Origin of the sequence: Sebaldella termitidis ATCC 33386, from assembly GCF_000024405.1 — a bacterium.
Taxonomy (GTDB): Bacteria; Fusobacteriota; Fusobacteriia; order Fusobacteriales; family Leptotrichiaceae; genus Sebaldella; species Sebaldella termitidis.
Map to the genome: position 1 here is coordinate 1,846,750 of NC_013517.1, position 26,049 is coordinate 1,872,798.

Consider the following 26,049-nt stretch of genomic DNA (forward strand, 5'->3'; position numbering starts at 1 on the left):
TATAAAAAAGCCAGCCTGTAATAAAAATATATAAATTTGAAATTCATATAAAAATCTCTTGGTTATTGATAAAATAATCCAAATCGAAAATTAGTTTTATAATAAAAATATTTGAAATAAAAATTTATATTGACAAAATAAAAAGTATGTAGTATAGTATCTATTAGAAAATATCATCAAGAGGAACTGAGAGACAGGCTCTGTGACGTTCCAGCAACCTACGTAAATCGTGTGGTGCTAATTCCTGAAAGATGAAAATGAGTTATCTTCAATTTTGCTTTCGGGATTGAAGATTTTTTTATTTCCGAGAAAATTTAACAGAAAATAACAGGGAAACGGGCTGTATTTTCTTAATATAACATTGATGATATCCCGATAAAAACTATATATTCAAGGAGGACAGTAAAAATGTCAAAAAATTTGTTTTTTACATCAGAATTTGTATCACCGGGACATCCGGATAAAATATGTGACCAGATATCGGATGCGGTTTTGGATGCGTGTCTTGTAGATGATCCGCAGTCAAGAGTAGCATGTGAGGTTTTTGCTACAACTGGTCTTGTAATGGTCGGCGGAGAAATAACTACCAATACTTATATCGATATACAGAAAATAATAAGAGAAAAAATCGAAGAAATCGGATATAGACAGGGAATGGGATTTGATTCTGACTGCGGTGTACTGAATACTATTCATTCACAATCTCCGGATATTGCCATGGGAGTGGACACAGGAGGCGCAGGAGATCAGGGCATAATGTTCGGGGGAGCAGTAAATGAGACTCCGGAGCTGATGCCTCTTGCTCTTACACTTGCAAGATCAATAATAAACAGACTGACAGTGCTTACCAGATCAAAAGAACTCGCATGGGCGAGACCTGATGCAAAAGCACAGGTAACACTGGCTTATGATGAAAACGGAGAAAAAGTAGAATATGTGGACACGGTTGTTTTATCAGTGCAGCATGATGAAGAAGTAACTCAGGAAGAAATAAAAAGAGATCTGAAAGAAAAAGTAATCAGACCTGTTCTTGAAAAGTACGGACTGGACTCGGAAAAGGTAAAGAAATATCATATAAATCCTACTGGAAGATTTGTAATAGGAGGACCTCACGGAGATACAGGACTTACAGGAAGAAAAATAATAGTGGACACATACGGCGGATTTTTTAGACACGGCGGAGGAGCATTTTCAGGAAAAGATCCTTCAAAGGTAGACAGATCAGCAGCATATGCGGCGAGATGGATAGCTAAGAATATAGTGTCAGCAGGAATAGCAGATAAGTGTGAAGTACAGCTGTCTTATGCTATCGGTGTAGCAGAGCCTACATCTATAAAGGTGGACACGTTCGGTAAATCAAAGGTTTCAGAAGAAAAAATAGCTGAAGCAGTGGCAGAGATATTTGATCTGACACCAAGAGGAATAGAAAAAAGTCTTGAATTAAGAGAGGGGAAATTCAGATATCAGGATCTGGCTGCTTTTGGGCATATAGGAAGAACTGATATTGATCTTCCATGGGAAAGAGTAAATAAAGCCGAGGAATTAAAGAAGATTTTATTATAAGAAAAAAGAGGAATGACTTTCTTGAGCTTTTGCTGGTATAATAAAATATTTCCGGTTAGTTATCTGGATTTGAAAATATAGAATATTCATACTCTGTCTGTTTTATTTTTTATATAAAATAAGAAAGAGGCTGAAATAAAAAGCTCTGTTACTAGATTCTGCAATATATTTTATCAGTATAAAACAGAGCTTTTTCAATTTCTTTATGGAAGTTTTTATATAATTATGCTAAAATTTGGCAAACAACTAAATCTGGAGGAAAAATGAAGTATAAAATGCTGGTTACCGACGTGGATGACACATTATTAACTGATGATCATGAAATAACAAAGGAAAACAGAGAGGCTATAATGGAGCTTCAGAAGAACGGGGTAAGATTCGTACTTGCAAGCGGGAGACCCACAGAGGCGATCACTGGTATAGCAAAAGAATTGGAGCTGTCTAAGTACGGTGGTTTTGTGGCTGGATATAACGGCGGTGAAATACTGGAAATGAGTTCGGGAAGCATGCTGGACAGGAAAGGACTGACTAGGGAAGAGCTTTTGGAAATATATGACAAATCAAAAAACATAGATTTAAAATATATAACATATAAAGATAATTTTGTATTAGGAAAAGAAAAAGATATATTTGTGGACGAAGAGCTGAAAATAACAAACTTTGAGTATCTGGAATTCAAGGATCTTCAGGATGTAGAATTCGATATGCTTATAAAGTGTATGCTTGTGGGAAAGCCGGAAATTGTACTGGAAACCAGAAATATGCTGGAGCCTTTGTTTGACGGCAGAATAGCTCTTACAATATCAAAACCGATTTTTCTGGAATTTATAAATAAGGATGCCAGTAAGGGAAATGCTGTAAGAACTATTGCGGCTAAACTGGGAATAAGCCTTGAAGAAGTAGCAGCTATAGGAGACAGCTATAATGATATAAGCATGCTTGAAATAGCAGGTTTTTCGGGAACTGTAGAAAACGGGAATAACGCAGCTAAAGAAACGGCTATGTTTATAAGCAGCAGTAATAATAACAGCGGACTTGCCAGATTTGTGGAAGAGATGAAAAAACAGTAGTATTATATGGCGGATACAGGATTATTTTTTTAATATTTTAAAATTCTGAAAATACAGTTTTTATTAACTGTATTTTTTTTATAAATGGAAAATAAAATTATTGTATAAAAAATATATTGATAAATAAGATTTAAAAATTAGTTCAAAAGAATGCATTAATTTTACAGTGAAAGTAGCAGAATATAAGTCTGCACAGCTGTAATAGAAATATTTGTTAATGTTGACAAATTAAATTTAAATGTGTAAAATGATTTTATAGAAAATAAAATTTGTTATTTATTTTACTAAATAAACGAGTGTTTAAAAATTTGATATTGCAGGAACTTTGTTAGTTTACATTATTTCTATATAAAAATGAAAAAATATAAGCTTATCTCTTGTAACAATTTAACCGGATATATAGTTTATATTTTTTTGTTTGTTTTTGTATATGAAAGTAAAAATGTGTCAGAGAACTATAATCACCTGTTAAGTCAATTTTTTTATAATTCAGATAAAATTATTATACATGAAGGAGTAAGGAGAAGGAATGAAAAATAAAAATTTTTTGATGTTTTTTCTGGCGGTAAATGCTTTTGCTGTTTCCCAAGGAGCAGCAGAAAGTATAAAACGTCCGGAAAAATATGAAAAACTTTATAACGGGATGGTCCAGAACATAGAAGCTGGAAAATCTAACGTAAAAAATTATGAAGTATTGGAAAAAATACTTGAAAAAAGAAATAAAGAGCTTAAGGATCTCTATGAGCAGAGTGATTACATCGTAAAACCCGAGTATCTGGAATGGCAGATATTTTTCAGCGGTTTTTATTCTCACAGAGAATCGGGGGATAACACACTTGCCAATGGTACTTACCACTCTGATCCGAGCAATGTAAACGGAAAATTTTACACAGCTCTGGGAGAAGCAAAGCAGGTAGATCTGGGATTATATATTCCAGAGCGTACTATAAAAAGAAGTCCTGTAGAATTAAAACTGGTAAGTCCTCCGGAAATAAATCTGAGCAGTCTTGATGTAAATCCGGAAGTGAACCCAAGCGTAAGTCCGGATGCTGCTTCGGGTACTTATAAGGAATATACGCCTGTCGGCAGTATGAAAAGCTTTCTTGAGGCTTATGAGAATGTTTTTAAGTCAGAAACAAACAGCCAGCTAAAAGATGACGGAGTTACAGAGCTTATAAATTCAGGAGATCCCAGTAGTTCTTACAAAATAAATTATAATGTAAATACTGGTTTAAATATAACTTATGATACTGTAACAGATTCTTTTAGTGAGAATAAACTTTTTACAAATGGTGATTCTCTGGTAACTTGGGGAACGAATTCAATAACGACTTCTTATGGAAATACTGCAAATGATCCTGCATTTTATGGAGGAGGAACACGGGTAGCGGGAGTTTACGGCGGAACTGGCAACAGTATTACGAACAGCAATCAGATGGATTTAAAAGGACCGTTTACTTATGGAATGGTTGCTGAAGGTGGTAACAGCAATACTTTGATTAATAATTCCACAGGAATAATAAGTGATGATAAGGAAAATGATATTACCGATACATGGTATAATAATGAAATCCCTCATATCGGGGAAACTATAACTTATACTCAGGAAAAAACAACTTCAGATCCGAATATAGTAATAAATGATCCATATAGAACAACAACAGTATCTAAACATCCAGACGGAAACATAATATATGTAAATGGAAGACCTGTATACAGACATGGAGGGACGGCGACAAATCCTGATGTTTCGTCAACTGTGACAACAATTGATTCGATTGATTATACACGAACAACTTCCGTTACTTCATATACAGGCGGATATCTCGGATATAAAGTGGGAATGTTTGTAAACAGTAATTTGAATCCGATAAATACAATCATACAAAATGACGGTAAAATTAAATTTAACGGTTATAGTTCAATAGGTATGTATACTTCTGCCGGTGTCAGATTATCTGATGTTCAGATGCTCAATACAGCAACTATAGATATAAATACAGGCAATTATACTGGATATTCTAATTTTGGAATGAAACTAGACGGCGTTGTTAATAACGACCAGACTAAAAAAATAATTTCAAATACCGGAACAATTAGCATAAGTAACGGAGCCGGTATAGCAGTAGTAAACGGAAGCGTCGGAGAAGGCTTTGTGGAAAATTCGGGGACAATCACTGTAACAAATGGAACCGGAGTTTATCTGGCACCAGTGTCAACTAGTGCAAGATTAGAAGATGCGGTAAATACAGCTTCCGGAATTATTGATGTAACTTCCGGAGCCGGAATGTACGCTTTAGGCGGACGTGACGAAATAACAAGAGTTATAAATAACGGGGAAATATCTGTTTTAGGCGGAATGGGTATGGTTGCTTCGGGTAAAAATGCTGAAGCAGTTAATACAAGCAATGATTTTAAAATAAAGACTTCTACAGGCGGCTTCTATGCACATAACGGCGGAAAGGTCATTAATAGTGCAGATTTGACTGTTAATTCTTCAGGAGTATCCCTGTTTAATATTGATGTTAATTCTGAAGGAAGCAGTGTAGGAAATATAATAATGGACGGTACCAATTCAGTTGCTGTTTATAATAAAGGGAAATTTACATCAACTGGCGATATTGATATAGCCAAAAGCGGGTCAATTGCTGTATATAGTACTGGAACAGATAATACAAATATAAAAGCCGATACTATAAAACTTGACGGAGCAAAGGGAGCAGCATTTTATACAGACGGCGGAAAAATAAATATATCTCCGAATACAGGGACAACAACAGCTGTAACAGTGTCAGGAGACTCGTCATACTTATTTTATGACAGCAGCTTTAAAACAGGAGCTGTTCCAAATCAGACTTTTGTAATAGACGGAAATTTTACTGCTAATGTAAAAGATGGGGCTATAGCTTTTGACTTTAAAAATAATTCAGGAAATCTTATAGATTATGTAAAAAATAGTCTTTTGAATATAAAGAGCGGAACAACAACTATTAATATAGAAGGAACAGCATTTCATGCAAAAAATTCCACTATAAGTATTGATGAAGTTTCGCAGATAAAAACAACTGGCGGTCTTGCATCAGGCTCTGTCATATTAAAAGGAAGCGATGTATTTTATGCAGAAGAAAGTACAATTAATATAGATCAGGATTCTGATCTTGATGATTCTGCGGATACATACCAAAAAAATCAGAGTCATATAGCAAATTCAAATGTAAATCTTCTGTCTGGCATGACTATATCGGGAAGTAAAAATGATCAGTATGGAATCGGGCAGGAAGATTACAAAAACAGCGGTGTTACTTTAACAAATGCCGGTGATATAATTCTTACAGGATCAGGAACTACCGGAATATACGGGAATAATGCAAAAATTATAAATAATGGAAATATAACAACTGGAGACAGCAGTACAGGAATTTTTTCATCAAATAATGCAGAAGTTACAAATACCGGAAATATAAACTTCGGGAATTCCGGTATAGGAATTTACGGGATAAATACTTACGGTTCCAAAGTACCTTCTTCCGGTTCCAAAGTACCTTCTTCATTTAATAAAATAAATATAACGATGTCATCGGGAACTATAACAGCTGACGGTACTACAGAAGGCTACGGTATTTTTGCGAATAATTCAAAAGGATATGGATTTTCTGAGGTAAACTTCGATGGAGGGTTAATTGATCTCAGCAAAATTTCTGCTGCGGATAAAAGCAAGGCAGTGGCTGTAGCTGTAAAGGATACAGACTTAAGCTCGTCAGGAAATATTAATACCGCTGAAAACGGAATAGCTTTTTATATAAACGGAGGAAATACAAGTATAACAGGCGGTACTATTAATTTAGACAAAGATAATTCAATAGGTCTGGCTCTTCAAAATATAGATACAAGCAGTTTTACAGGTACAGGAGCTGCATTTAATATAGATGGAAACGGTGTAATTCTTTTTCATTTAAAAGACTCAACAGGAATAAAGGATGATTTTACGGTAAATGTTGCATCAGGTTCTAATTACAGATATGCAGATATGAAAAACAGCTCATTTACTTTTGATAAATCCTTTAGTATAGAGGATAATATAAATCTTATAGTTGCTGATGCTTCGGCTGTTCTTCTGGGGACAAGCTCGGATATTAGTTCCGCAGGAACGGGAAATATAGGGGTATATGCTAAAAATAAAGCTTCAGCTGCAGTTTTAAGTTCTCTCGGGGTTTCAGACGAGATAACAAACAAAGGAAAAATCAACTTGGGGGATTCTTCTACAGGAATTTATGCAGAAGGCGGTGCCGGATTATTAAATGAAACTGCCGGAATCATTAATGTAGGAGATAATTCACAGGGGATTTATGCAAGAAATTCCGGATCAGCAGTAAACAGAGGAAAAATAAGCATCGGAGATTCTTCAATAGGAATTTATTTTAATAATGCATCTGCAGCAGTCAATTACGGAGATATAACAAGCGGCTCGGATAATGGCGTGGCGGTTTATATGGATGATCAGACAGCAGGCTTTAGAAATGACGGTCTGATTTCATTAAGCGGTCAGAATAATATAGGTATTTACGATACGGGAACTGGTATCAGAGTTATTGATAACAACGGGGAAATATCAGTAGGAGATTCAGCTTCGGCAGACAGTCCGAATGTAGGTATATATTCTGTAGACGGTTCTCTGACAATAAATCATAATACAAATGCCAAAATTACTGCCGGAATAAATTCAATGGGAATTTATGCAAAAAATACAAAAATAAATGCAGAGGGAATAATAAATATTGGAGATAACGGAACAGGAATATATGCTGATTCGGGATCAAATGTGTATCTCGGCAGCAATGCAAGGCTGAATCTGGGAGCTGTAAATGCAGCTGGAGTATATGCACTCGACGGGAGTATCGTCGATAACTATACTTCTAATATAATATATCCGTCGGATTCTTATGCATTTGTACTGAATTCAGGGGCAGTTTTAAATAATTATGCTGCAAATACCATGCTTGATAACGGAAAAGTATACGCATATTCTGATAATGCAGTAATAAATAATAAGGGGAATTTTACCCTGACAGGTACTGATAATATAGTTTTATACGGAGTTAACAGCTCTGCAGTAACTAATTCAGGAAAAATAGATGCAGGCGTAACTCAGGGAAGCAATATAGGAATATATGTAAAAGAAAGCAGTGCGGTAAACAGCGGAAAAATAATAATGGGAGATTCTGTTATTGTTGATGAATATAATCCTTTTGTAAATAAATATTCAGTAGCAATATATGGAGAAAATTCCGATATTTTAAATGATACAAACGGTTCTGTTTCTGTCGGAGAAAACTCTGCCGGATTATATGCAGTAGGCGGAAGTATAGTAAATAAAGGGACGGTAACTTCTGTAAAAAACGGTGCAATCGGAATATTTATAGATAACGGTACTGCAGAAAATACAGGTCTCATAGATTTATACGGAGCTGATTCAGTAGGGCTTGCAGGGAAAACAGGGGCAGTACTTACTAACTCGGGAACAATAAGAATTCATGGAGATAATTCCATAGGGATTTTTGCAAATTTAAGTTCTTCGGTAATAAACAAGGGAACTATTGAAGTATTGGGGAATAACAGTACAGGAATACATCTTCAGGGAAACTCGGTACTTTTGAATGAAGGAACTATAGTACTCGGATCAAATCTTTCGGAATCTGTGAAGGTATCATATTCAACAGGATACGACATACCTGAAATACAGAATGCCGGAATAATAAAAGTATCCGAAAAATTCGAAGTTCCTGCTGATTTTCAGATTTCAATAAAGCCGGCTCCTTCTTCATTCAGAGAACCGACTGCATCTGAAATATTCTCAGATAATTATGCTCTTGAAGATATCGACGGAAGATATTTGATATCAAATGCAGTAAGCTTTGTGGCGCCATATTTTGCCGCGACAGAGCCTGTAGTAGTACTGCCTGATTTTTCACAGCATACAAATGCACTGGCATATAAGCTTGAAGATGTTTTTGTTCCTACCACTCCTGACGGAGGACCGAATTCAGGCAAAGTAAGGGTAAAAAGCAAATCTATTACATGGGATGTTATTCCTGATGAAAATGCTGACGGAAATATAGATCTCTGGATGGTGAAAATTCCTTATAATGTTTATACTAACGGTCTTTGGTATGACGGCTTCGGAAAATCGCTAGATGCAAATTATGCCGGAGCAAATGCAGAAGGAATAGAAATCTTCGATAAAATAGATTATATAGATAATGAAAAAGATCTAAGACATATTATGGCAAGTTTGGGAGGAAGTGTATATTCCAATATAAACCAGAGAGAGGAAGATATAGCAGAGGTATTCGAAAGCTCGCTGGATCTTCTGCAAAGCTCGCATAATAATACAAAAGAAAATGTGAAGATAAATGTAATTGCCGGAAAAGGAAACAGAAAAGAAAAGACAGACGGTGTGGAAGAGTATGATTCTGCATATACAGGAGTAATGGCTCTGAGAGAAGTAGAAAGAACATACAGACATACTTTCGGATATTCGGCAGGATATCTTCATTCAGGCTTTGAATTCAAAGACGGCAATGAAAGCGAAGAATGGGTAGATACATTGCAGCTTGGAGTTCACAGTAAATACAGGGCAGATAACTGGGAACTGAGAAATGATCTTACAGCAAGGGGAAGTATTCATAATATAGACAGAAACATAGACTGGCCGTCTCCGAACAGCAGATCTGAAATGAACGGTACATATGAAACTTACAGTCTTACAAGTGATAACAGACTCGGAAAAGAGTTCGGAGTAGGAAAAAATGCTTCTGTAACACCTTATGGAGGTATTAGGGCAATGTATGTGGTAAGACCGACTTTTGAAGAGGAAGGTTTGGAAAGATTAAAAGTCGAGGGTAATGATGCATGGAGTGTAAAACCAAGAGCCGGAGTAGAGCTTAAAGCTTCGGTTCCGATTGGGAAAAACAGTGCATGGAAAGTAAAAGGAACTTTGGATCTTGCTTATGAGTATGAGCTTGCTAATCTGAACGAGAGAGAAAGAGCTCAGCTTGTAGCAGCGGAAGACGGTTATCATGATCTTGCAAAGCCGGAGGAAGAAAAAGGACAGTTTAAAACAAGGGCAGCAATAGGGGTAGAAGTAGAAGAAAGATACGGAGTCTTTTTGACAGGCGAATATGTAGCAGGTGAAAAGAGTCAGGAAGAGTATAGAGCTGGAGTAACATTAAAGGCTGTATTCTAATTAACATTTATTATTAAAAAATATAAATATAAAGGTACTGTAGCAGTTAGAAACTGCAATACAGTACCTTTTTTATATAAGCAAAAACAGAAGTTTATCCCTGCCGTGCTGTCTCTTTTATCTCCTTTTGTAAAAAGTAGGAAATGAAAGTACGTATAAAAACTATTACAATAAGTGTTATTATTTCGTTTAGTTCAGGATGAGCTATAGTATCTATAATATCAGCAGCTATTAACACTTCCAGACCGAGAAGAATATATGAAGCCAGAAAAGTACGGATATAAGCCCGCTGTACTGCTTTCTCGCTGCTGCTGCTTTTGGAGAGTTCATTTTTGAAAAACTGAAAGGTAGAAATAATAACTCCCCAGATGATAATTACACCGGAGAAAAAACTCATAATAGTACCTAAATATCTGATATGTTCCAAAATCCTTACACTCCTTTCTCCCAAAATAATATTTATAAAATACAAGAGAATTTTTTTTATTATACCATCTTTTATTAAGAAAAGATAAGCTAAAATATTTCTTTATGAAACCATTCATGTTTAACCGGATATAAATATAATACTATACCAGTATAAAAAAATACTTTATGAAATATTATTTCCTAAAAAAAGAAAAATAATAATAAAAATGACTAAAAGTCAAATTTTATAAGTGAAGTAAAAAAAGTACTGATAAAAATATCTTTTCCGAAAAAATTGAAGTTTGCTGAAAATTTACAAATACTTTTTTCAGGCTATTATTATAGGGAAGAATCAAAAATTGGAGGTGGTCATAATACTTAACTTGAAAGAAATCGAAATTTTTAATATTTTTATTTCTTCAGATGAAGTAAACATCAATGAATTAGCCGGTAAGTTTTATGTCACAGAAAGGAGTATAAGATATAATATCGAAAAAATAAATCAGGTTTTGGAGCTTCTCAATTTTAATACCATACAAAAAACCAAGAAAGGATGTCTTACATTATCAAAAAATCAAAATCTGAATAAAATGCTGGATTTTCTAAAAGAACTGGAAATTTTATTACCTTATGAAAGGATGGAAATATTAAAGCTGACACTTGCTTTGGATCCGAACGGCCTAAATATAAACAGGCTTTATAAAAAACTGGAGGTCTCCAGAACAACCTTGAAAAAGGATTTTGATGAAGTAAAAAGAGAGCTTTTCCAATCAGGGCTTTTGGTAGAGCAGGTGAAGAAAGGCGGGCTTCAGATAAGCGGGGAATATGAAGATATAGAAAAATTCCGGATCAAATTTCTTATGAAATATCTTCAGCTTTATCTGGATAACAGACCGGGAAAATCCTTTGAAAAAATTATACTTAATATGATGAAAGATATTTTTAGACTTAATAATCCGGGACTGGTGAAAAAATTTATAAAAAATGTAGCAAAAAATCTGGAAATTATTATATCTGACGAACCATTCGGCATAATAGCCAGCTATATGCTTATAGTAATACTGAACAATAAATCTGGAAAGGAGAATTTACAGGAGCCTGCTGTGACAGAAGAAAGGTTTCTGAAGGAAACAGATGAATATCGGTCAATAATAAAACATATAAGTGAAATTGAAATGGCAGAAGAAATAAAATTTAAAAATACCCAGATATTAAAACTCGCTGATCTGGTTTTAGGGAGCAATTCATTTCATATAGAAAATGATTTTTATGAAAGCTGGATAGAAATAGACCTTCTGGCTAAAAAGCTTATAAATAATATGAATCAGAAGATCGAAGCTGATATATCAAATGACGAAATACTTTTCAGATGTCTTATACATCATTTGAAACCGACGATTTACAGGATAAAAAAAGGCGTAAGAATAGTAAATCCAATATTTGAGAATATGAAAATAAAGAAAGATGATTTCTATTATTATGTAAAAGATGCAGCAAAAGAACTGGAAAAAATGCTGGGACAGGAAATACCGGAAGATGAGCTTTTTCTGCTGATAATACATTTTAAGGCATCTATAGAAAGAAACCGGCCGAAGCATGTAAAAAAAATACTTCTGGTATGCAGTCTGGGATACGGAACAGCTACACTGCTTGCTCAGAATATAAGGGATACATATGAAGTGGAAATTATGGAAATACTTCCTTATTATGCTTTAAGAGAATCAATAAAGGAGTATAAGGGAATAGATCTTATAATTACCACTGTGGATATAAAGGAAAGCAAAAAGCCAAAGAATGTGCCTGTGGTAAAAATAAATCCGATATTTACTCTGGATGATATCAAAATACTGAATGAGGCAAATCTGGAGCAGAGCAATAAAACCATACTGCTTTCTGAAATAATAGACGTAATAGAAAAAGAAACAAGAATTTTGAACAGGGAAAGGCTTATTGACAGTCTGAGTGTGAAGCTTGAAAACAAAATAATAAATGATATAGGGAAGAAAAAAGTAGAAATACTGGAAATTCTCAAGGAGGAAAATATTTATCTGAACCAGGAGGTGAAAAACTGGCAGGAAGCTATTATATTCGGCGGTAAGGTGCTGGAATCCAGAGGATATATAAGCAGCTCTTATATAGATGATATGCTGGAAATGTCAAATAAATACAGTGAATATATTGTTATTTCCGAAGGTGTGGCAATACCGCATTCCAAAAATAAAAGAAATGTATTTAAAACAGGAATGATGCTTCTTACCTTGAAAAATCCCGTTACATTTCCTGCCGGGCAGTCAGTGGATACTTTCTTTATATTTTCGATTTACAAAAAGCAGGAACATCTGAATGCAATAAGCGAATTAATAGATTTGATACTGAAATATGATATAAGATCATACTTGAAAAAGGAAAGCAGAAAGAAGAATGTCATAAAATTTATTTCAAATGTGGAGAGCTAGTATTTTTTCTATTTATATTTCCAGTAATGAAAATATTTACGGAATACGGAGATTTTGAAATCATCAGTCAGCCGGAATTCCGGGAAAATATAAAAAACCGTTCATAATATTTTTAACTATATAAACAAGGAGGTAGAGAATGCATAATTTATTTGATTATTTTAAAAAGGATCTTATATTTCTTGATTTTGAATCTGATAATCAAATTAATTTTTTTGGTAAGATTTACAAAATACTTGAAGAAAGGGGCGATGTAAAATTTTCTTTTCTAAATTCAATAATAGAGAGAGAAAAGGAATTTCCCACTGGACTGGATCTGGGGAAATATAAAATAGCAATACCGCACACTAATCCTGAACATATTAATACAGAAGCCATAGTTTTTGTAAGGAATAAAAATAAGATAGTATTCAGGGATATGGGAATGGATCTGAATGATCTGGAAACTGATTTCATATTTGTGCTGTTGGTAAAAAAGAACGGGGAACAAATAGAAGTTTTGGAAAATCTGATGAATCTTCTTTCAGAGGAAAAGCTGCTGGATGAATTGAAAAATTCAGAGACTGAGGAAGAAGTATATAATTTATTAAGAGAAAAAATAAAATAAACGGGAGGAAATATTATGAAAAGAATTATCGTAGCATGCGGTTCAGGAGTAGCAACATCACAAACAGTAGCTTCAAAGGTAGAAAAGCTTTTGAAGGAGAAAAAGATAAATGCAAAGGTAGAGGCAGTGGATATAAAATCACTGAAAACATATTTAAAGCAGAGTGATGTGTATATTTCCATAGTACCGGCCAAGGAAGAGGTGGGAATACCCGTATTAAGCGGAATACCTTTTTTGACAGGAGTAGGGGTAAATGAAGAACTGGAAAAATTAATCAAAATAATAAACAGTTAGAGCAGTAACAGCAGAGCAATAAAATATCTAAGGAGGTTATTTAAGTTATGAAAGAGATTATCAACTATATTCTGAACGATTTGGGAGCGCATGTTTTTCTGCCTATGATAATGATAATAGTGGGTCTGATAGTCAGAATGAAATTTAAGGATGCATTTTCATCAGCATTAACACTTGGTGTGGCATTTCTGGGGATGGGAATGGTTCTTGGATTTATGTTTAATTCCATAGGGCCTGCATCCGAAAGCTTTGTAAAAAACACAGGACTGCAGTTAAATGCAATTGATACAGGATGGTCTCCGCTGGCTTCTGTCGCATGGGGATGGCCGTATGCATTTTTTCTTTTTCCGATACAGATAGGGATAAATATAATTATGCTTGCCACAAAACAGACAAATACCCTGAATGTGGATTTATGGAATGTATGGAATAAAATTCTTACAGCAGTATTTGTAACGGCAATTTCGGGAAGTGTAATAGCCGGACTTGCGGTTGGTGCGGTAGAAGTATATTTTGAGCTGAAAAACTCTGATCTTACACAGGCTGAGGTATATAAAATAACCAAGATTCCGGGAGTGGCATGTCCACATTCTATGGCACTGTTTAATGTAATAGTATATCCCTTTGATCTGCTTTTGAGAAAAATTCCGTTTTTTAACAGACAGCTTGATGCAGAACATCTTAAGGATAAAATAGGAATATTTGCAGAAAATCATGTGATGGGTTTCATAGTGGGAATACTTATAGGAATATTTGCAAGATATGATGTGAGTCAGATACTTACATTAGGTGTACAGGCTGCAACAGCATTAAGAATATTTCCCATGGTGGCTAAATTATTTATGGAAGCCCTTGCACCTATTTCAGATGCAGCAAGTGAATTTATGAAGAAAAGATTTCCCGGAAGAGAATTTTATATCGGGCTTGACTGGCCGTTTCTTGCAGGATCCTCTGAATTATGGGTAACTACTATAATTCTGGTACCTATTACAATATTATTTGCTGTAATACTGCCGGGAAATAACGTACTTCCGTTCGGCGGGATTATTAATATCTGTATAGCTGTTCCTCTGCTGATAGTAACAGGCGGAAATCTTCTCAGAATGATAGTAATAGGAATAATAACTACACCGGTTTTTCTATATGTAGGTACTTATTTTGCACCGACTATAACTGAGCTTGCAAGAAAAGTAGGTACAGTGGAAATTCCTGCCAATTCAATGATAACCTGGTCAAGTATGGAAGCCCCAGTATTCAGATTTGTCTGGTCATATGCTTCCGGAGTAATGAAAGGAAATTTTACGGGAGTTATTTTTCTGGCAATATGGCTGGCTTTGTGGGTTTTTTATGTGAAGGGCATGAAGAAAAGAAGGGAAGAAGAACTAAACGCAGAAATGGCGGAGGCATAAAATGATATATACATTCACTTTGAACACGGCAATAGACAGAATAATTTACTTTGAAGAGGAGCTGGAAAGAAAAAAAAATAATAAAATTTCACATTATTTATATGATGTAGGCGGAAAAGCAACACATGTTTCCATAATTCTGTCACAGCTGGGAATAGACAATATTGCGGCAGGATTCATAGGGACAGAAAAAGGCGGACTGCTTAAGGAGCTTTTGAAAGAATATAACGTCAAATCAGAATTTATAGTACAGGAGGGAAAAACAAGAGAATCCTTTGTACTTGTGGATAATTCCGGAAAAGGAAGCTTTATGATTACAGAAAAAGGATTTACAGTAAATGAGGAGTCATATGAAAAAATTATCGGTTATATAAATGAAAAACTGAAAAAAGGAGATGTAGCAGTATTTGCAGGAGGTCCCCCTCCGGGAATAGACGAAGAAAAATACAGAAGACTTTTGAGGGCGGCCAATGAAAAGGATGCAAAGCTGTTTGTGGACTGTTCGGGGAAATTTTTGAAAACAGCAATACTGGAAACTCCTTTTTTGATAAAGCCTAATAAAGACGAATTTGAAGAATTTATTTCAAAAAGCGGAATAAGTGATGAGAATGAATATATACCTTATATGGAAAAGTTGCTGGATTCCGGTGTGAAAAATGTTTTGCTGTCTCTGGGAAAAGACGGAAGTATGCTTGCAATGGAAAACAGAGAAGTATACAGAGTATATCCTCCAAAAATAAAAGAAATAAATGATACGGGAGCAGGAGATTCATTTGTAGGAGGAGTAGTAGCGGGAATTGCCGGAAACGGCGATCTGCTTGAAGCGGTAAAATCTGCTACGGCAATAAGTGCTTCCAAAGTAGCAAGTGGAATGAGTTCAGGATTTAATAACGAAGAAGTAGAAGAGTTTTTGAAAGAAATAAAAATAAAAAAATTAAAATAACTGAGGAGGAAAAGATGTTATATCAAAAAGAAAGAGAAGAAATGTGTGAAGTGGTAAAGGTAATGTTTGACAGGGATTTGACGAATGCAGCAGGCGGGAACTTAAGCGAGAGAATGAATAAAGAGCATTTTATAATGACACCGACTCTAATGGCACAGCAGCAGCTCTGCAAACTTGAGCCTGAAGATATTCTGGTAGTAGATAAGGAGCTTAATGTAATAGAAGGGAGAGGAAAAGTAACAAGAGAAATAAATATGCATATGGCTATATATGAAGTTTCTGATTCAGTAAAAACAGTAATACATGCCCACCCGAAAGAAGCTATGGTTTTTGCATGTCTCGGGCTGGAAATAGAGCATTTGTGTGAAAATACCGTAAAACTGGGAAAAGTAGAAACACTTCCGTTTTCTACGGCTACTACAGAGGAGCTCGCAAAGACAGTAAAGGATTATATGACAAAAAGAAAAGATGAACTGGAAAAACATCCGATAGCGGCACTTTTGAATAAGCACGGAATTATACTTGCAGATAAGAGCGGATTAAAAGCGGCATATGATGTGCTTGAGAGAATAGAGTACGAGGCTTATGTGAACATTCAGGCAAAGCTTCTGAGACTAACAGAGCATATTGATTTAAGTGATGACAGAAAACTAAATTATAATATGGAGGAATAAAGTGACAAAGTTTGAACAGAGAGTACTGGTTATTTTAAGTTTTCTGCTTTTGATCATAGGTTATGTTTCAGGAAATATTATAATTAGTTTATTTGCCCTTTTTATAAGTTTATTATTATGGAAGAAAAACAAAAAAACGGATACATACAGAGGAGGAAAAAATGGAAATAGAACTGACAGTTAACAATGCATCAGGACTGCATTCCAGACCGGCCGGAAAGCTGGTAAATACAGCGGTAAAATTCAAATCGGAGATAATGCTGTATAATGGAGATAAAACAGCTAATGCAAAAAGAATTTTATCACTTTTAAAATTAGGGGCAAGTAAAGGAAGCAGAATAAAAGTAGTTATTGAGGGAGAAGATGAGAAAGAAGCTATGACGGAGATAAAAAGATTGTTTTATAATAATTTCGGAGAGTAAGAAAATTAATTTTCGGGAAACAGACATGTGTGCGGCATGTCTGTTTTTTGTCGGGGTGAGACAGCTGTGTCATGAGTGAAGATTTTCAGGAAATTATTAGAAATCTTTGAAATAGAGAAGGAGCTTTTGACATAATCAGAAAAATTCAAGCCAAAAACAAATAATTTTTTTACGTTATTCATAATTTTAATTATGGTATAGAAAATAGACCGGTTTATAATATGTTAATCGAGACCTTATAATATAAAGTAATATTTTTACAGTCAAGTTTTCAATAGCTGAAATAAATGAAATATTTTTTAAAGATATTGTGATTTTATAATTAATAGAAGGATAATTTTTTTAAATAATAAACATACTTAGAAAAAAATTTGAAGCTTAATATCATATAAAAAGGTAAAACATAGTATAGAAAAATGAAACATTTATATAATTAAATGTGTGATACTAGAAATAATCAATTTGTTTGACAGAAAGAATGAAAATTAGTATAATTATTTATCTATAGAACGTTTGTTTAATATTTTGAGGATACAATTGTTCATTTAGATTGATATAATTGAAGGAGAGAGAAAAAGTGAATAAAAAATTATTTACACTGTTAGCATTAAATACTTTAGCAGCAATACCAGGAGAGGCAGCAGGAATTAAAACAGACAGACTGTATAATAACATTACAAAAAATGTTCAAGCCGGAAAGTCAAATAATGAAAATTACAAGCTGATAGAAAATATCTTAAAGCAAAAAAACAAAGAACTAAAAGACTTATATTTACAGGGAGATTATATAGTAAAACCAGAATATCTGGAATGGCAGATATTTTTTAGCAGTTTTTACTCTGAAAACTCAAAAGGCGAGCAAAAAAATATAGGAAAAATTATTATGACTGACAGTGAAACACAGGCCAGAATACCAAAACAGTATAAATTTGGTGTAACAATACCTATGAAAACTATAACAGATCTAAATATATCACCGGAGCTAAAAATTGATAAATTAGCTGTTCAGCCAATAACGGTAAATGCACCTGGTGTAATACCGATAAAAATACCTATAGTAACCATATCAAGTATAACATTACCTGAAATAACAATTGATTCAATAACTTTGCCGACAGCTCCGGAAGTTACGCCGATTAATATGAATGTATTAAGTGTAGTAGAAGTACCTGAAATTATACTTCCTGATATAACAGTAGTAAATTTCAAGATAGATAATCCGGCAGTTATAGGGACAAACTATACGGGAGTCAGTACAGGCGGAACTATAACTTCTACAACGGTAAATACTTCAGACAGTACTGTTTCAAGTATCAAAAACAGTTCTGGAACTTATCAGGTGGGATCAGGTCAGACATTAACTTTAAACGGGAATAAAAATATAGGGGTAGAAATATTAGAAAATAAATCTTCAAATACACTTAATGCTGTTAATAACGGGACTATAATTTTAAACGGTGACGGAACAGGAACTGTAAAAAATCAGGCTGCTTTTTTATTAAATAATGAAACAGTAGCTTCTACAAGACAGATTAGTATAATAAATAACGGAACTATAAATATAAATTCCTCTGAAAGCGTGGGTATTCAGCTCAGACCTGATGCCGGAGGAATATTGGAATATGGAAGTAATTCAACAACTGGGATTATTAATGTCAATGGTTACAGAAGTTACGGAATGATGACAGTGCCAAATAATAAAATAAGCGGCGGAGGGCAGTTTTATAAAGGGACTGGGACTTCAAGCAGTCTTGAAAATGTAGGGACAATAAATGTACAGGGGGATGAGGCATCAGCCTTTTCATTGCAGTATAAAATCAGGGATCCTCTTAACTGGAAGTCAACTTCTATAATAAATATAGGAATGAGTGACCCAAATCAAAACGGGGACGGAAATATTCCGGGAAATAATCCCAATCTGGTAGAAGGAGCAATGGGCCTTTATTCACAGGTAACAAATGATTATTATATAGATGGGGCTGGAAAAAAATACGGACTCGGGGCTCTAGCAAACTATGGTACCATAAATATTGGAGAATATGCTTTGAATGTTGCCGGAGTGAGATCAGAGGGAGGTACGGCAGATTCATTAGCAGCTGTCACAAATCAGTCAGGAAATATAAAAATAACTGGTAAAGGAAATTATGGAGTAGTAGTAAATAGTGAATTTGCTACTGGTAGTAATGGTACAGACCTGCACTATGGCGTTGCCGGACAACCAAGAAAACAGGGATTAATTGATATTAAAGCTGGTAAATCAGTAGGTATTTTGGTGTTAAAAGGTGGTAAAGGTGCTAATACCGGAATAATAAATATAGATTTAGGAAATTATGATTCAAATCTTCAGAATGAAAATTCCATAGGATTTTATATTGTGAATGGTACTGGTGAAAATTTAAATAGAGATACAGTAGTTGCTTCTCAATTTCAGTCTAGAGGCCAGATAACAACAACAGGTAAAAATGCACATGCAGTGGTGGTGAAACGTGAAGTCAAAAACGCAGCCGGTACTGATTATATAGATTCTACATTTACAAATAATGGATTAATTCAAAATAATACTGCCGGAACAATTGGAATATATGCAGAAAATGGAGCTTCAATAATTCATACAGGATTTTCTACTTCATTTGGGAAGTCAGAGATAATATCCGGTGCCGGAGCAATCGGGATATATGCAAAAGGACTGAAAGATTCAAGTGATCCGGCAGCAGCAGGAGATAAGACGACTGTAACAGTGAGCGGTCCGATAACAGTGGGTAACAGTACAGGTACAAATACGAGTGTCGGTATACTGGCAGAAGGTGATACCTCAGAAGTAACATTTAATACAGGTGCAAAGCTGTCTCTAGGCAATGATTCCATAGGAATTCTGCTAAAAAACACCAATATAGCAGATTCAATAAAAATTAACGCATTACAATATAATATGGGAAATAATTCTATATTTTTATATGGTGAAAAATCAACATTGAAAATATCTGACTCATTAACAGCTTTGAACGGAACTGCATTTTCATCATTAGGAACAGATTCCACAATGCTTTATGCAGCCAATAATTCACATATTAGTATAGACAGCGATATTACGCTTCCATTAAGCGGAAAGCCGTCTTTATTTACTAATTTATATGTAGCGGAAAACAGCGATGTAACATTAGAGAATGGAAATACATTAACAATAACACCAGCGCAAAAGACTGGATTGGTATCGTTTTCAGCAGATGGTAAATACTTTAGTGACGGAACAACAGCAGTTGTAATAGATAATACTAAAACCGGTTCAATAAATAAAGGGATAATTAATATTAATTCTGATAATTCCGTAGGAATGTATACATTATACGGAACAGCCAAAAATGATTCTGCCGGAGTTGTGAATGCAGCCGGTCAAGGTAGTGTAGGTATGTTTGGAGAGGAAAATTCAATTATTGAAAATAAAGGGACACTGACACAGAGTGGTGTTTCAAGTATAGGAATATACGGTAAAACAGAGTCAGATAAAACATTAGTACCTGATACACATAAATTAGCTATAAACAACAGCGGGACAATTAATGTGAATTCTAACGGCAGTTTAGGTATTTATGCTTCAAACAACAGTACAGATCCTGCTGTCAGCAAAGCTGAATCAGTGATAAATCACACATCTTCCGGTACCCATGCGATAAATGTAGCAGGAACAAAATCAGTGGGAATTTTTGCTGATAAATCTACAGTAAAGCAAAATGGTAATATTAATCTGACTGGAACGAACTCAGTGGGTGTATACGGCCGTTCGGGTACTGAAATAATCGGCGGCGGGATAATAGATCTGAATACAAATAATCAAAATCAGGTGGCCTATTATATAGAAGGAAATACGGGAACATCATATGACGGTACGAAATTAACAGGCAGTTTAGGTACTATAAATGGTTATGGGATAGGCGTATATGCTAAAAACGCTGAAATAGATGATTCATGGGCTGACTTGGACGTAACAGCCGGAGCCGGTAATGGTAACGGAGTAATAGCGCTGGCATTAGTCGGAAATTCCAAATTAGACGGTTATACCGGAACAATAAAAACCGGTGATACAGTAGGAACAAACTATGCTGCTGCCCTTTATCTAAATGGGCAGAATATCTCGGCACCAGGTCTAAGTACTAACTTATCAGGAGGATCAAATGCAGTAGGGTTATATGCTGCGAACGGAAGTAACCTTTCATACAGCGGTACAATTAATGTAGGGAACGGAATAACAGCCGGGACGGGAATATATATCGGCGGTAATTCGACTGTCACTCTGAAAGGACAGATAAATTTAAACGGAGATAACGGAGTAGGAACATATATAGAATCAGGCTCTACATTCACATTTGACACAGGAAGTACTATGAATTTTTATGGAAACGGTGTGGGCTATTACGGTGTTGCCGGTTCTGTGATAAATGACAATGGAGGAACTATAAATGCAAATGGTCACGTAGTAGAAAGAGTACGTTCCTTAAATGGTACGATAAATATCACAGCTAATACTACTATTGCGTCTAATAATATTCTTGGTCATGTTATAAACGGGGAAATGAACATAAATTCAGGAGTTACTGTAAATTCCAAAGGAGACGGAATAGTCGGAATATTTGCAGACGGAATGAAAACAGCCGGATCAAATCCATATGAGGGAAATAATTTTGGAACAATAGATTTATCAGTATCCAATAGTTCTACCGGGATGTATTTGTCAAATGCCAGAGGTCAGAATAAAGGTACAATAAAAATAAAGGATGATGGAATTGGTATTTATGGGGTAAATATAAATACTGATATCTATAATGAAGGATTAATTTCTGTTGGTGAGAATTCAGCTGGAATCTACGGGGACGATATTAAGTCGGTTACAAATCTTTCTGTCGGAAGTATTGAAAGCACAAAAAATAGTAATGTAGGAATTTATATAAAAACAGGAGCAGACAGCATTACAAATGCAGGAACTATAAATTTATCCGATGATTCAACCGGGATTTACGGAGAAAATACTGTTATTAACAACAACGGAAATATTGCTGTAGGAAATAAGGCAGAAACATCTTCAGTGGGAATATACGGGATGGGTTCTGTAATAAATAATACAGGTAATATAAAAACAGGTAAAATGGGTGTAGCATTTTATGCTGAGAACTCTGTAATAAATATAAATTCAGGAAACATAGATATTTCAGATTCAGGGACAATGGTATACGGGAATTATTCCACTATTAATTACAACAGCGGGATTGATCTTACGGCTTCCGGAGAACCGCTTGTTTATTTGATAAACAGCAGTATGAATTTTAATGGTGTTGATATCTCTGCTTCAAAAGGCGGAGTGACACTGTATCAGGAAGGAATTTCGTCAATAACAGGTTATAATAATCTGATTTTAGGAACAGGAGCAACTGGTATATATGGAGTTAATACAGACATAATAAATTCAGGACAAATAAAAACCGGAGAAAACAGTATAGGAATTACAGGAATTGATTCTAATATAAATAATAACAGTACCATTTCAGGAACAGAAAAAGGAACGGGGATTTATTCAGAATTAAATACATCAGGCAGATCAACAGTAATCAACAATAATTCTTCAATAATTCTGGATAAAGACCAGTCAGTGGGTATATATATAAATACAACCGATAATGCAGGAAACGTTTTAGGAAGCACAACAGTAAATAATATAGGAAGTATACAACTAGGAAATGCTTCAAGTCTTGATACGGCAGCAATAGGGATCTACGGAACCGGCGGAGTTACTATTAATAACAGCGGTTCGGTTAATGCCGGCACTAACTCAATTGGATTATACTCTAAAAATGGCAGTACTATAACTAACGGCGGTATAATACTCGGGGATCAATCAGTGGGTGTATATCAGTCAGGGGGAACTGCGGTAACAGCCGGGAATATCTCGGTAGGTGATAATGGAGGAGTAGCGTTATTTGCAGATAACGGAGCTGAATTAATAAATAATTCAGCTAATGTAAGCGCAGGAACTAACAGTGTTTTAGGTTATTCTAAGAATAGCGGTACAAAATTAATAAATAACGGTAACTTAACCGTTGGTACAGAAAATGTAGGATTTTATACAAATTCTGGAAAAATAGAAAATAACGGGATATTAACATCGACAGGTGATGGTGTAATATTTTTATATGGTAAGTCAGGAGAAATAGTTAATAATAATAAACTGGACAGTTCTACAAATGATTACGGTGTGGGAATTTACGGAGAAAATACGAATATTATTAATAACAATGATATCTTAGTAAAAAATTCCATAATAACAGATCTTGATAACTTAGCCAATGAGGCTAACAGATTTGCTGTGGGAATTTACGGTAATTCCGGAAAAATAGAAAATACCGGAAATATTCAGATTGGTGAAAGAGGAATCGGAATATATTCATATAACCAATCCGGAGATATTGTAAATGCAGGGCAAATAAAATCTTCTTCTGATTATGCAATGGGAATTTATGCTTCTAATGGAAACGGATATGAAATAAAAAATACAGGAAGTATTGAATTAAGCGGAAAAGAAGTAATCGGAATAGCAGCTAATACTAATACTGTGGTAAGAAATACAGGTTCTATAATTATTGCCGGAGAAAATAGTGTGGGAATACTGGCAGAAAAAAATTCTAAGGTATATAACACTGGAACAATAAGTATTTCAGGGTCTCAAACAGCCGGAATTATATTAAGAGCGAATTCTGTCTTAGAAAATACCGGGACTATTATTTTGGGTTCAGGAGCAGCAAGTGTATTAACAGATCAGTCTGGGGGAACTGTAGTTTCAGGAAGTGATTATTCTGAACTTTCAGGTATATATCCTTCATTTACAGGGACTACATACAGCCTTCCAAGGATAGTTAATGCCGGAGTAATAAAAGTAGACGGAAAATTTGAAGTGCCGTATGGAGGAGTTGTTGCGGTAAAAGTAGAGCCAAGCACATTCAGGATACCGACACAGGAAGAAATTACAAGTAAAAACTATGCATCAGAAGATATAAATTCAAAATTTTTAGTGTCAGATGCAGTGAAATACATAGCGGATGGATTTAATATAAAAGATATTACAATATCTAAAGATTTTACACAAGGAACTAATTCTACAGTATATAAATTAGAGAATCTGTTTAATCTGAAAGAAGGAATCGGGACAGTAATCAGTGAATCTATTACTTGGCAGGCAATTCCTGATACTACAGAGTCGGGATTAGATGTATGGATGTCAAAAATAGATTATACTGACTATACAAGCGGAACATGGCTCGAGGATTTTTCCGGAGCTATGGACAAAAATTATGATGGTTCTGCGGGAAAAGCCGGACAAATATATGATAAAATAGATAATATAACATCATTGAGTGATTTTAATCATAAAATGTCGAGTTTAGCCGGAAATGTATATGCTAATATGAATCAGAGAGAAAATGATATAGTAAGAACACTTGAAAATTCACTTGATCTGCTGCAAGACTCAAAAAATAATACAAAAGAGAATGTCAAAATAAATGTAATAGCTGGAAAAGGCAAGCTGACAGAAAATACAGACGGAGTGACAGGATATAATTATGAATCTGTGGGAGTACAGGCTTTACGGGAAGTAGAACGAACTTATAAACATACATTCGGATACTCGGCAGGATATTTTCATACAAATTATGAGATGAATGACGGAAACAGCAGTGAAGAAGATGCAGATACGATACAGCTTGGATTCCATAATAAATACAGATCAAATGACTGGATATTAAGAAATGATGTATTAGGAAGGGTAAGTATTTATAATACAGACAGAAATATAGACTGGATAAATACCGGAAGATCACAGATGACAGGAATGTATGAGACGTATAGCATATCAAGTAATAATAAGCTTGGAAAAGAAATAACATTAGGAAAGAATACAAGTATAACACCATATGGCGGTCTTGATGTAATGTATATTACTAGACCGACATTCAGTGAAGATGGTTTGGAGGCTTTAGAAGTAAGAGGAAATGACGCCTGGAGCGTAAAACCTAAAGCAGGAGTAGAACTAAAGGGAGAAGTGCCGCTTAAGGATCAATGGAAACTGAAAGGAGCTCTGGATGTAGCATATGGTTATGAGCTTGGAGATCTGAACGAGAGAGAATATGCAAAACTAGTAAATATAGAAACAGATTATCATAAATTATCAAAACCAGAGGAAGAAAAAGGAATATTAACTACTAAAGCAACAATAGGAGTTGAAATAGAAGACAGGTACGGTATTTTTCTTACCGGGGAATATAAAACAGGAAATAACAGTGAAAATGAATACAGAGCAGGAGTAACATTGAAAGCAGTATTTTAAAAAATTAAATTATAATTAGTGTTATGCTTGTTTTTAAAATGTGTAATTTTTTGTTTTGTATGAGCAGTACTTCTGAAAAATGATGTTTAAACACTGATAAAAATAGGTAAGATAATAAAAATATAAAGTTAATAATTTAAATCATTCCGATTTAAGAAGTTTTAATATTAATGCTGGGATTTTTATAAAAAGAACAAAAATAATGAAAAACTAAGAAAAAGAGATTACAATATATGAAGATTAGAATTTTATAAAAAGCATTGGAAGTTTAAATAAAAAACTAAAAACGGAGTGTGAGTGCCTATGGAAATAATTCATAAAAAAGAACAGAAACAGTTTGAAGCATGGGAAAATAATGAAATGCTGGGACATATGACTTATACATGGATAGGGGATGATAAATTCATTATAGACCATACTGTGGTAGAAATTCCGGCGGAAGGAAAAGGTGTAGGAAAGAGTCTGGTGATGGCAGGTGTTGATTTTGCCAGAAAGAATAATCTGAAAATATTGCCTTTGTGCCCGTTTGCAAAACTAATATTTGACAAAAACAATGATATTCACGATGTTTTAATGAAATAAAATTTTTGAT

Annotated in this window: 14 protein-coding genes and 1 riboswitch; of the genes, 13 read left to right on the forward strand and 1 reads right to left on the reverse strand. The window is 34.6% G+C overall.

What is annotated here, in order from left to right:
• Positions 1-170: 170 nt before the first annotated feature.
• Positions 171-258: riboswitch (SAM riboswitch) on the forward strand.
• Positions 259-408: 150 nt separating this feature from the next.
• The 3 genes from metK to STERM_RS08510 all read left to right on the forward strand — a co-directional run bounded on the left by metK (position 409) and on the right by STERM_RS08510 (position 9,876).
• Complete coding sequence (gene metK, locus STERM_RS08495; RefSeq protein ID WP_012861181.1) at positions 409-1,563, forward strand: methionine adenosyltransferase; 1,155 nt, start codon at positions 409-411, stop codon at positions 1,561-1,563.
• A gap of 263 nt (positions 1,564-1,826) precedes the next feature.
• Positions 1,827-2,633 (forward strand): Cof-type HAD-IIB family hydrolase, encoded by an 807-nt coding sequence (locus STERM_RS08500; protein WP_012861182.1) that lies wholly within the window; start codon positions 1,827-1,829, stop codon positions 2,631-2,633.
• A 529-nt stretch (positions 2,634-3,162) separates the two neighbouring features.
• Entirely contained in the window at positions 3,163-9,876 is a 6,714-nt protein-coding gene (locus STERM_RS08510; RefSeq protein WP_012861183.1) for an autotransporter domain-containing protein, read from the forward strand.
• Positions 9,877-9,970: 94 nt separating this feature from the next.
• Here STERM_RS08510 and STERM_RS08515 read toward each other — a convergent pair whose 3' ends face one another.
• On the reverse strand, positions 9,971-10,303 hold the full coding sequence (locus tag STERM_RS08515; protein WP_012861184.1) for a DUF1622 domain-containing protein: 333 nt from the start codon (positions 10,301-10,303) through the stop codon (positions 9,971-9,973).
• A gap of 364 nt (positions 10,304-10,667) precedes the next feature.
• On the opposite strand from STERM_RS08515, the gene STERM_RS08520 reads away from it, so the two are divergent.
• From STERM_RS08520 to STERM_RS08565, 10 genes are all read left to right on the forward strand, one after another.
• The gene (locus STERM_RS08520) at positions 10,668-12,740 is read left to right on the forward strand and encodes a BglG family transcription antiterminator (RefSeq protein ID WP_148211850.1); all 2,073 of its coding nucleotides are present in this window, start codon (positions 10,668-10,670) and stop codon (positions 12,738-12,740) included.
• 139 nt (positions 12,741-12,879) lie between these two features.
• Positions 12,880-13,347, forward strand: a complete 468-nt coding sequence (locus STERM_RS08525) for a PTS sugar transporter subunit IIA (protein ID WP_012861186.1) — start codon at positions 12,880-12,882, stop codon at positions 13,345-13,347.
• A 15-nt stretch (positions 13,348-13,362) separates the two neighbouring features.
• Positions 13,363-13,641 (forward strand): PTS sugar transporter subunit IIB, encoded by a 279-nt coding sequence (locus STERM_RS08530; protein ID WP_012861187.1) that lies wholly within the window; start codon positions 13,363-13,365, stop codon positions 13,639-13,641.
• Between the two features lie 47 nt (positions 13,642-13,688).
• Positions 13,689-15,050 (forward strand): PTS galactitol transporter subunit IIC, encoded by a 1,362-nt coding sequence (locus STERM_RS08535; RefSeq protein WP_012861188.1) that lies wholly within the window; start codon positions 13,689-13,691, stop codon positions 15,048-15,050.
• 1 nt (position 15,051) lies between these two features.
• Entirely contained in the window at positions 15,052-15,993 is a 942-nt protein-coding gene (locus tag STERM_RS08540; RefSeq protein ID WP_012861189.1) for a 1-phosphofructokinase family hexose kinase, read from the forward strand.
• Between the two features lie 14 nt (positions 15,994-16,007).
• Positions 16,008-16,667, forward strand: coding sequence for a class II aldolase/adducin family protein (locus STERM_RS08545; protein WP_012861190.1), 660 nt, complete (start codon positions 16,008-16,010; stop codon positions 16,665-16,667).
• A gap of 1 nt (position 16,668) precedes the next feature.
• A complete protein-coding gene (locus STERM_RS08550; RefSeq protein ID WP_012861191.1) occupies positions 16,669-16,851 on the forward strand; it encodes a hypothetical protein in 183 nt (60 codons plus the stop codon).
• On the forward strand, positions 16,829-17,089 hold the full coding sequence (locus STERM_RS08555) for an HPr family phosphocarrier protein (RefSeq protein WP_012861192.1): 261 nt from the start codon (positions 16,829-16,831) through the stop codon (positions 17,087-17,089). The genes STERM_RS08550 and STERM_RS08555 overlap by 23 nt, the downstream gene beginning before the upstream one ends.
• 577 nt (positions 17,090-17,666) lie before the next feature.
• Positions 17,667-25,457, forward strand: coding sequence for an autotransporter domain-containing protein (locus STERM_RS08560; protein WP_012861193.1), 7,791 nt, complete (start codon positions 17,667-17,669; stop codon positions 25,455-25,457).
• Between the two features lie 303 nt (positions 25,458-25,760).
• The gene (locus tag STERM_RS08565) at positions 25,761-26,039 is read left to right on the forward strand and encodes a GNAT family N-acetyltransferase (RefSeq protein ID WP_041310619.1); all 279 of its coding nucleotides are present in this window, start codon (positions 25,761-25,763) and stop codon (positions 26,037-26,039) included.
• Positions 26,040-26,049 lie beyond the last annotated feature (10 nt).

Coding starts and splice junctions, on each gene's coding strand:
- STERM_RS08510 (WP_012861183.1), top strand. CDS start 3,163: ATGAAAAATAAAAATTTTTTGATGTTTTTTCTGGCGGTAAATGCTTTT.
- STERM_RS08545 (WP_012861190.1), top strand. CDS start 16,008: ATGTTATATCAAAAAGAAAGAGAAGAAATGTGTGAAGTGGTAAAGGTA.
- STERM_RS08565 (WP_041310619.1), top strand. CDS start 25,761: ATGGAAATAATTCATAAAAAAGAACAGAAACAGTTTGAAGCATGGGAA.
- STERM_RS08535 (WP_012861188.1), top strand. CDS start 13,689: ATGAAAGAGATTATCAACTATATTCTGAACGATTTGGGAGCGCATGTT.
- STERM_RS08540 (WP_012861189.1), top strand. CDS start 15,052: ATGATATATACATTCACTTTGAACACGGCAATAGACAGAATAATTTAC.
- STERM_RS08555 (WP_012861192.1), top strand. CDS start 16,829: ATGGAAATAGAACTGACAGTTAACAATGCATCAGGACTGCATTCCAGA.
- STERM_RS08525 (WP_012861186.1), top strand. CDS start 12,880: ATGCATAATTTATTTGATTATTTTAAAAAGGATCTTATATTTCTTGAT.
- STERM_RS08500 (WP_012861182.1), top strand. CDS start 1,827: ATGAAGTATAAAATGCTGGTTACCGACGTGGATGACACATTATTAACT.
- STERM_RS08530 (WP_012861187.1), top strand. CDS start 13,363: ATGAAAAGAATTATCGTAGCATGCGGTTCAGGAGTAGCAACATCACAA.
- metK (WP_012861181.1), top strand. CDS start 409: ATGTCAAAAAATTTGTTTTTTACATCAGAATTTGTATCACCGGGACAT.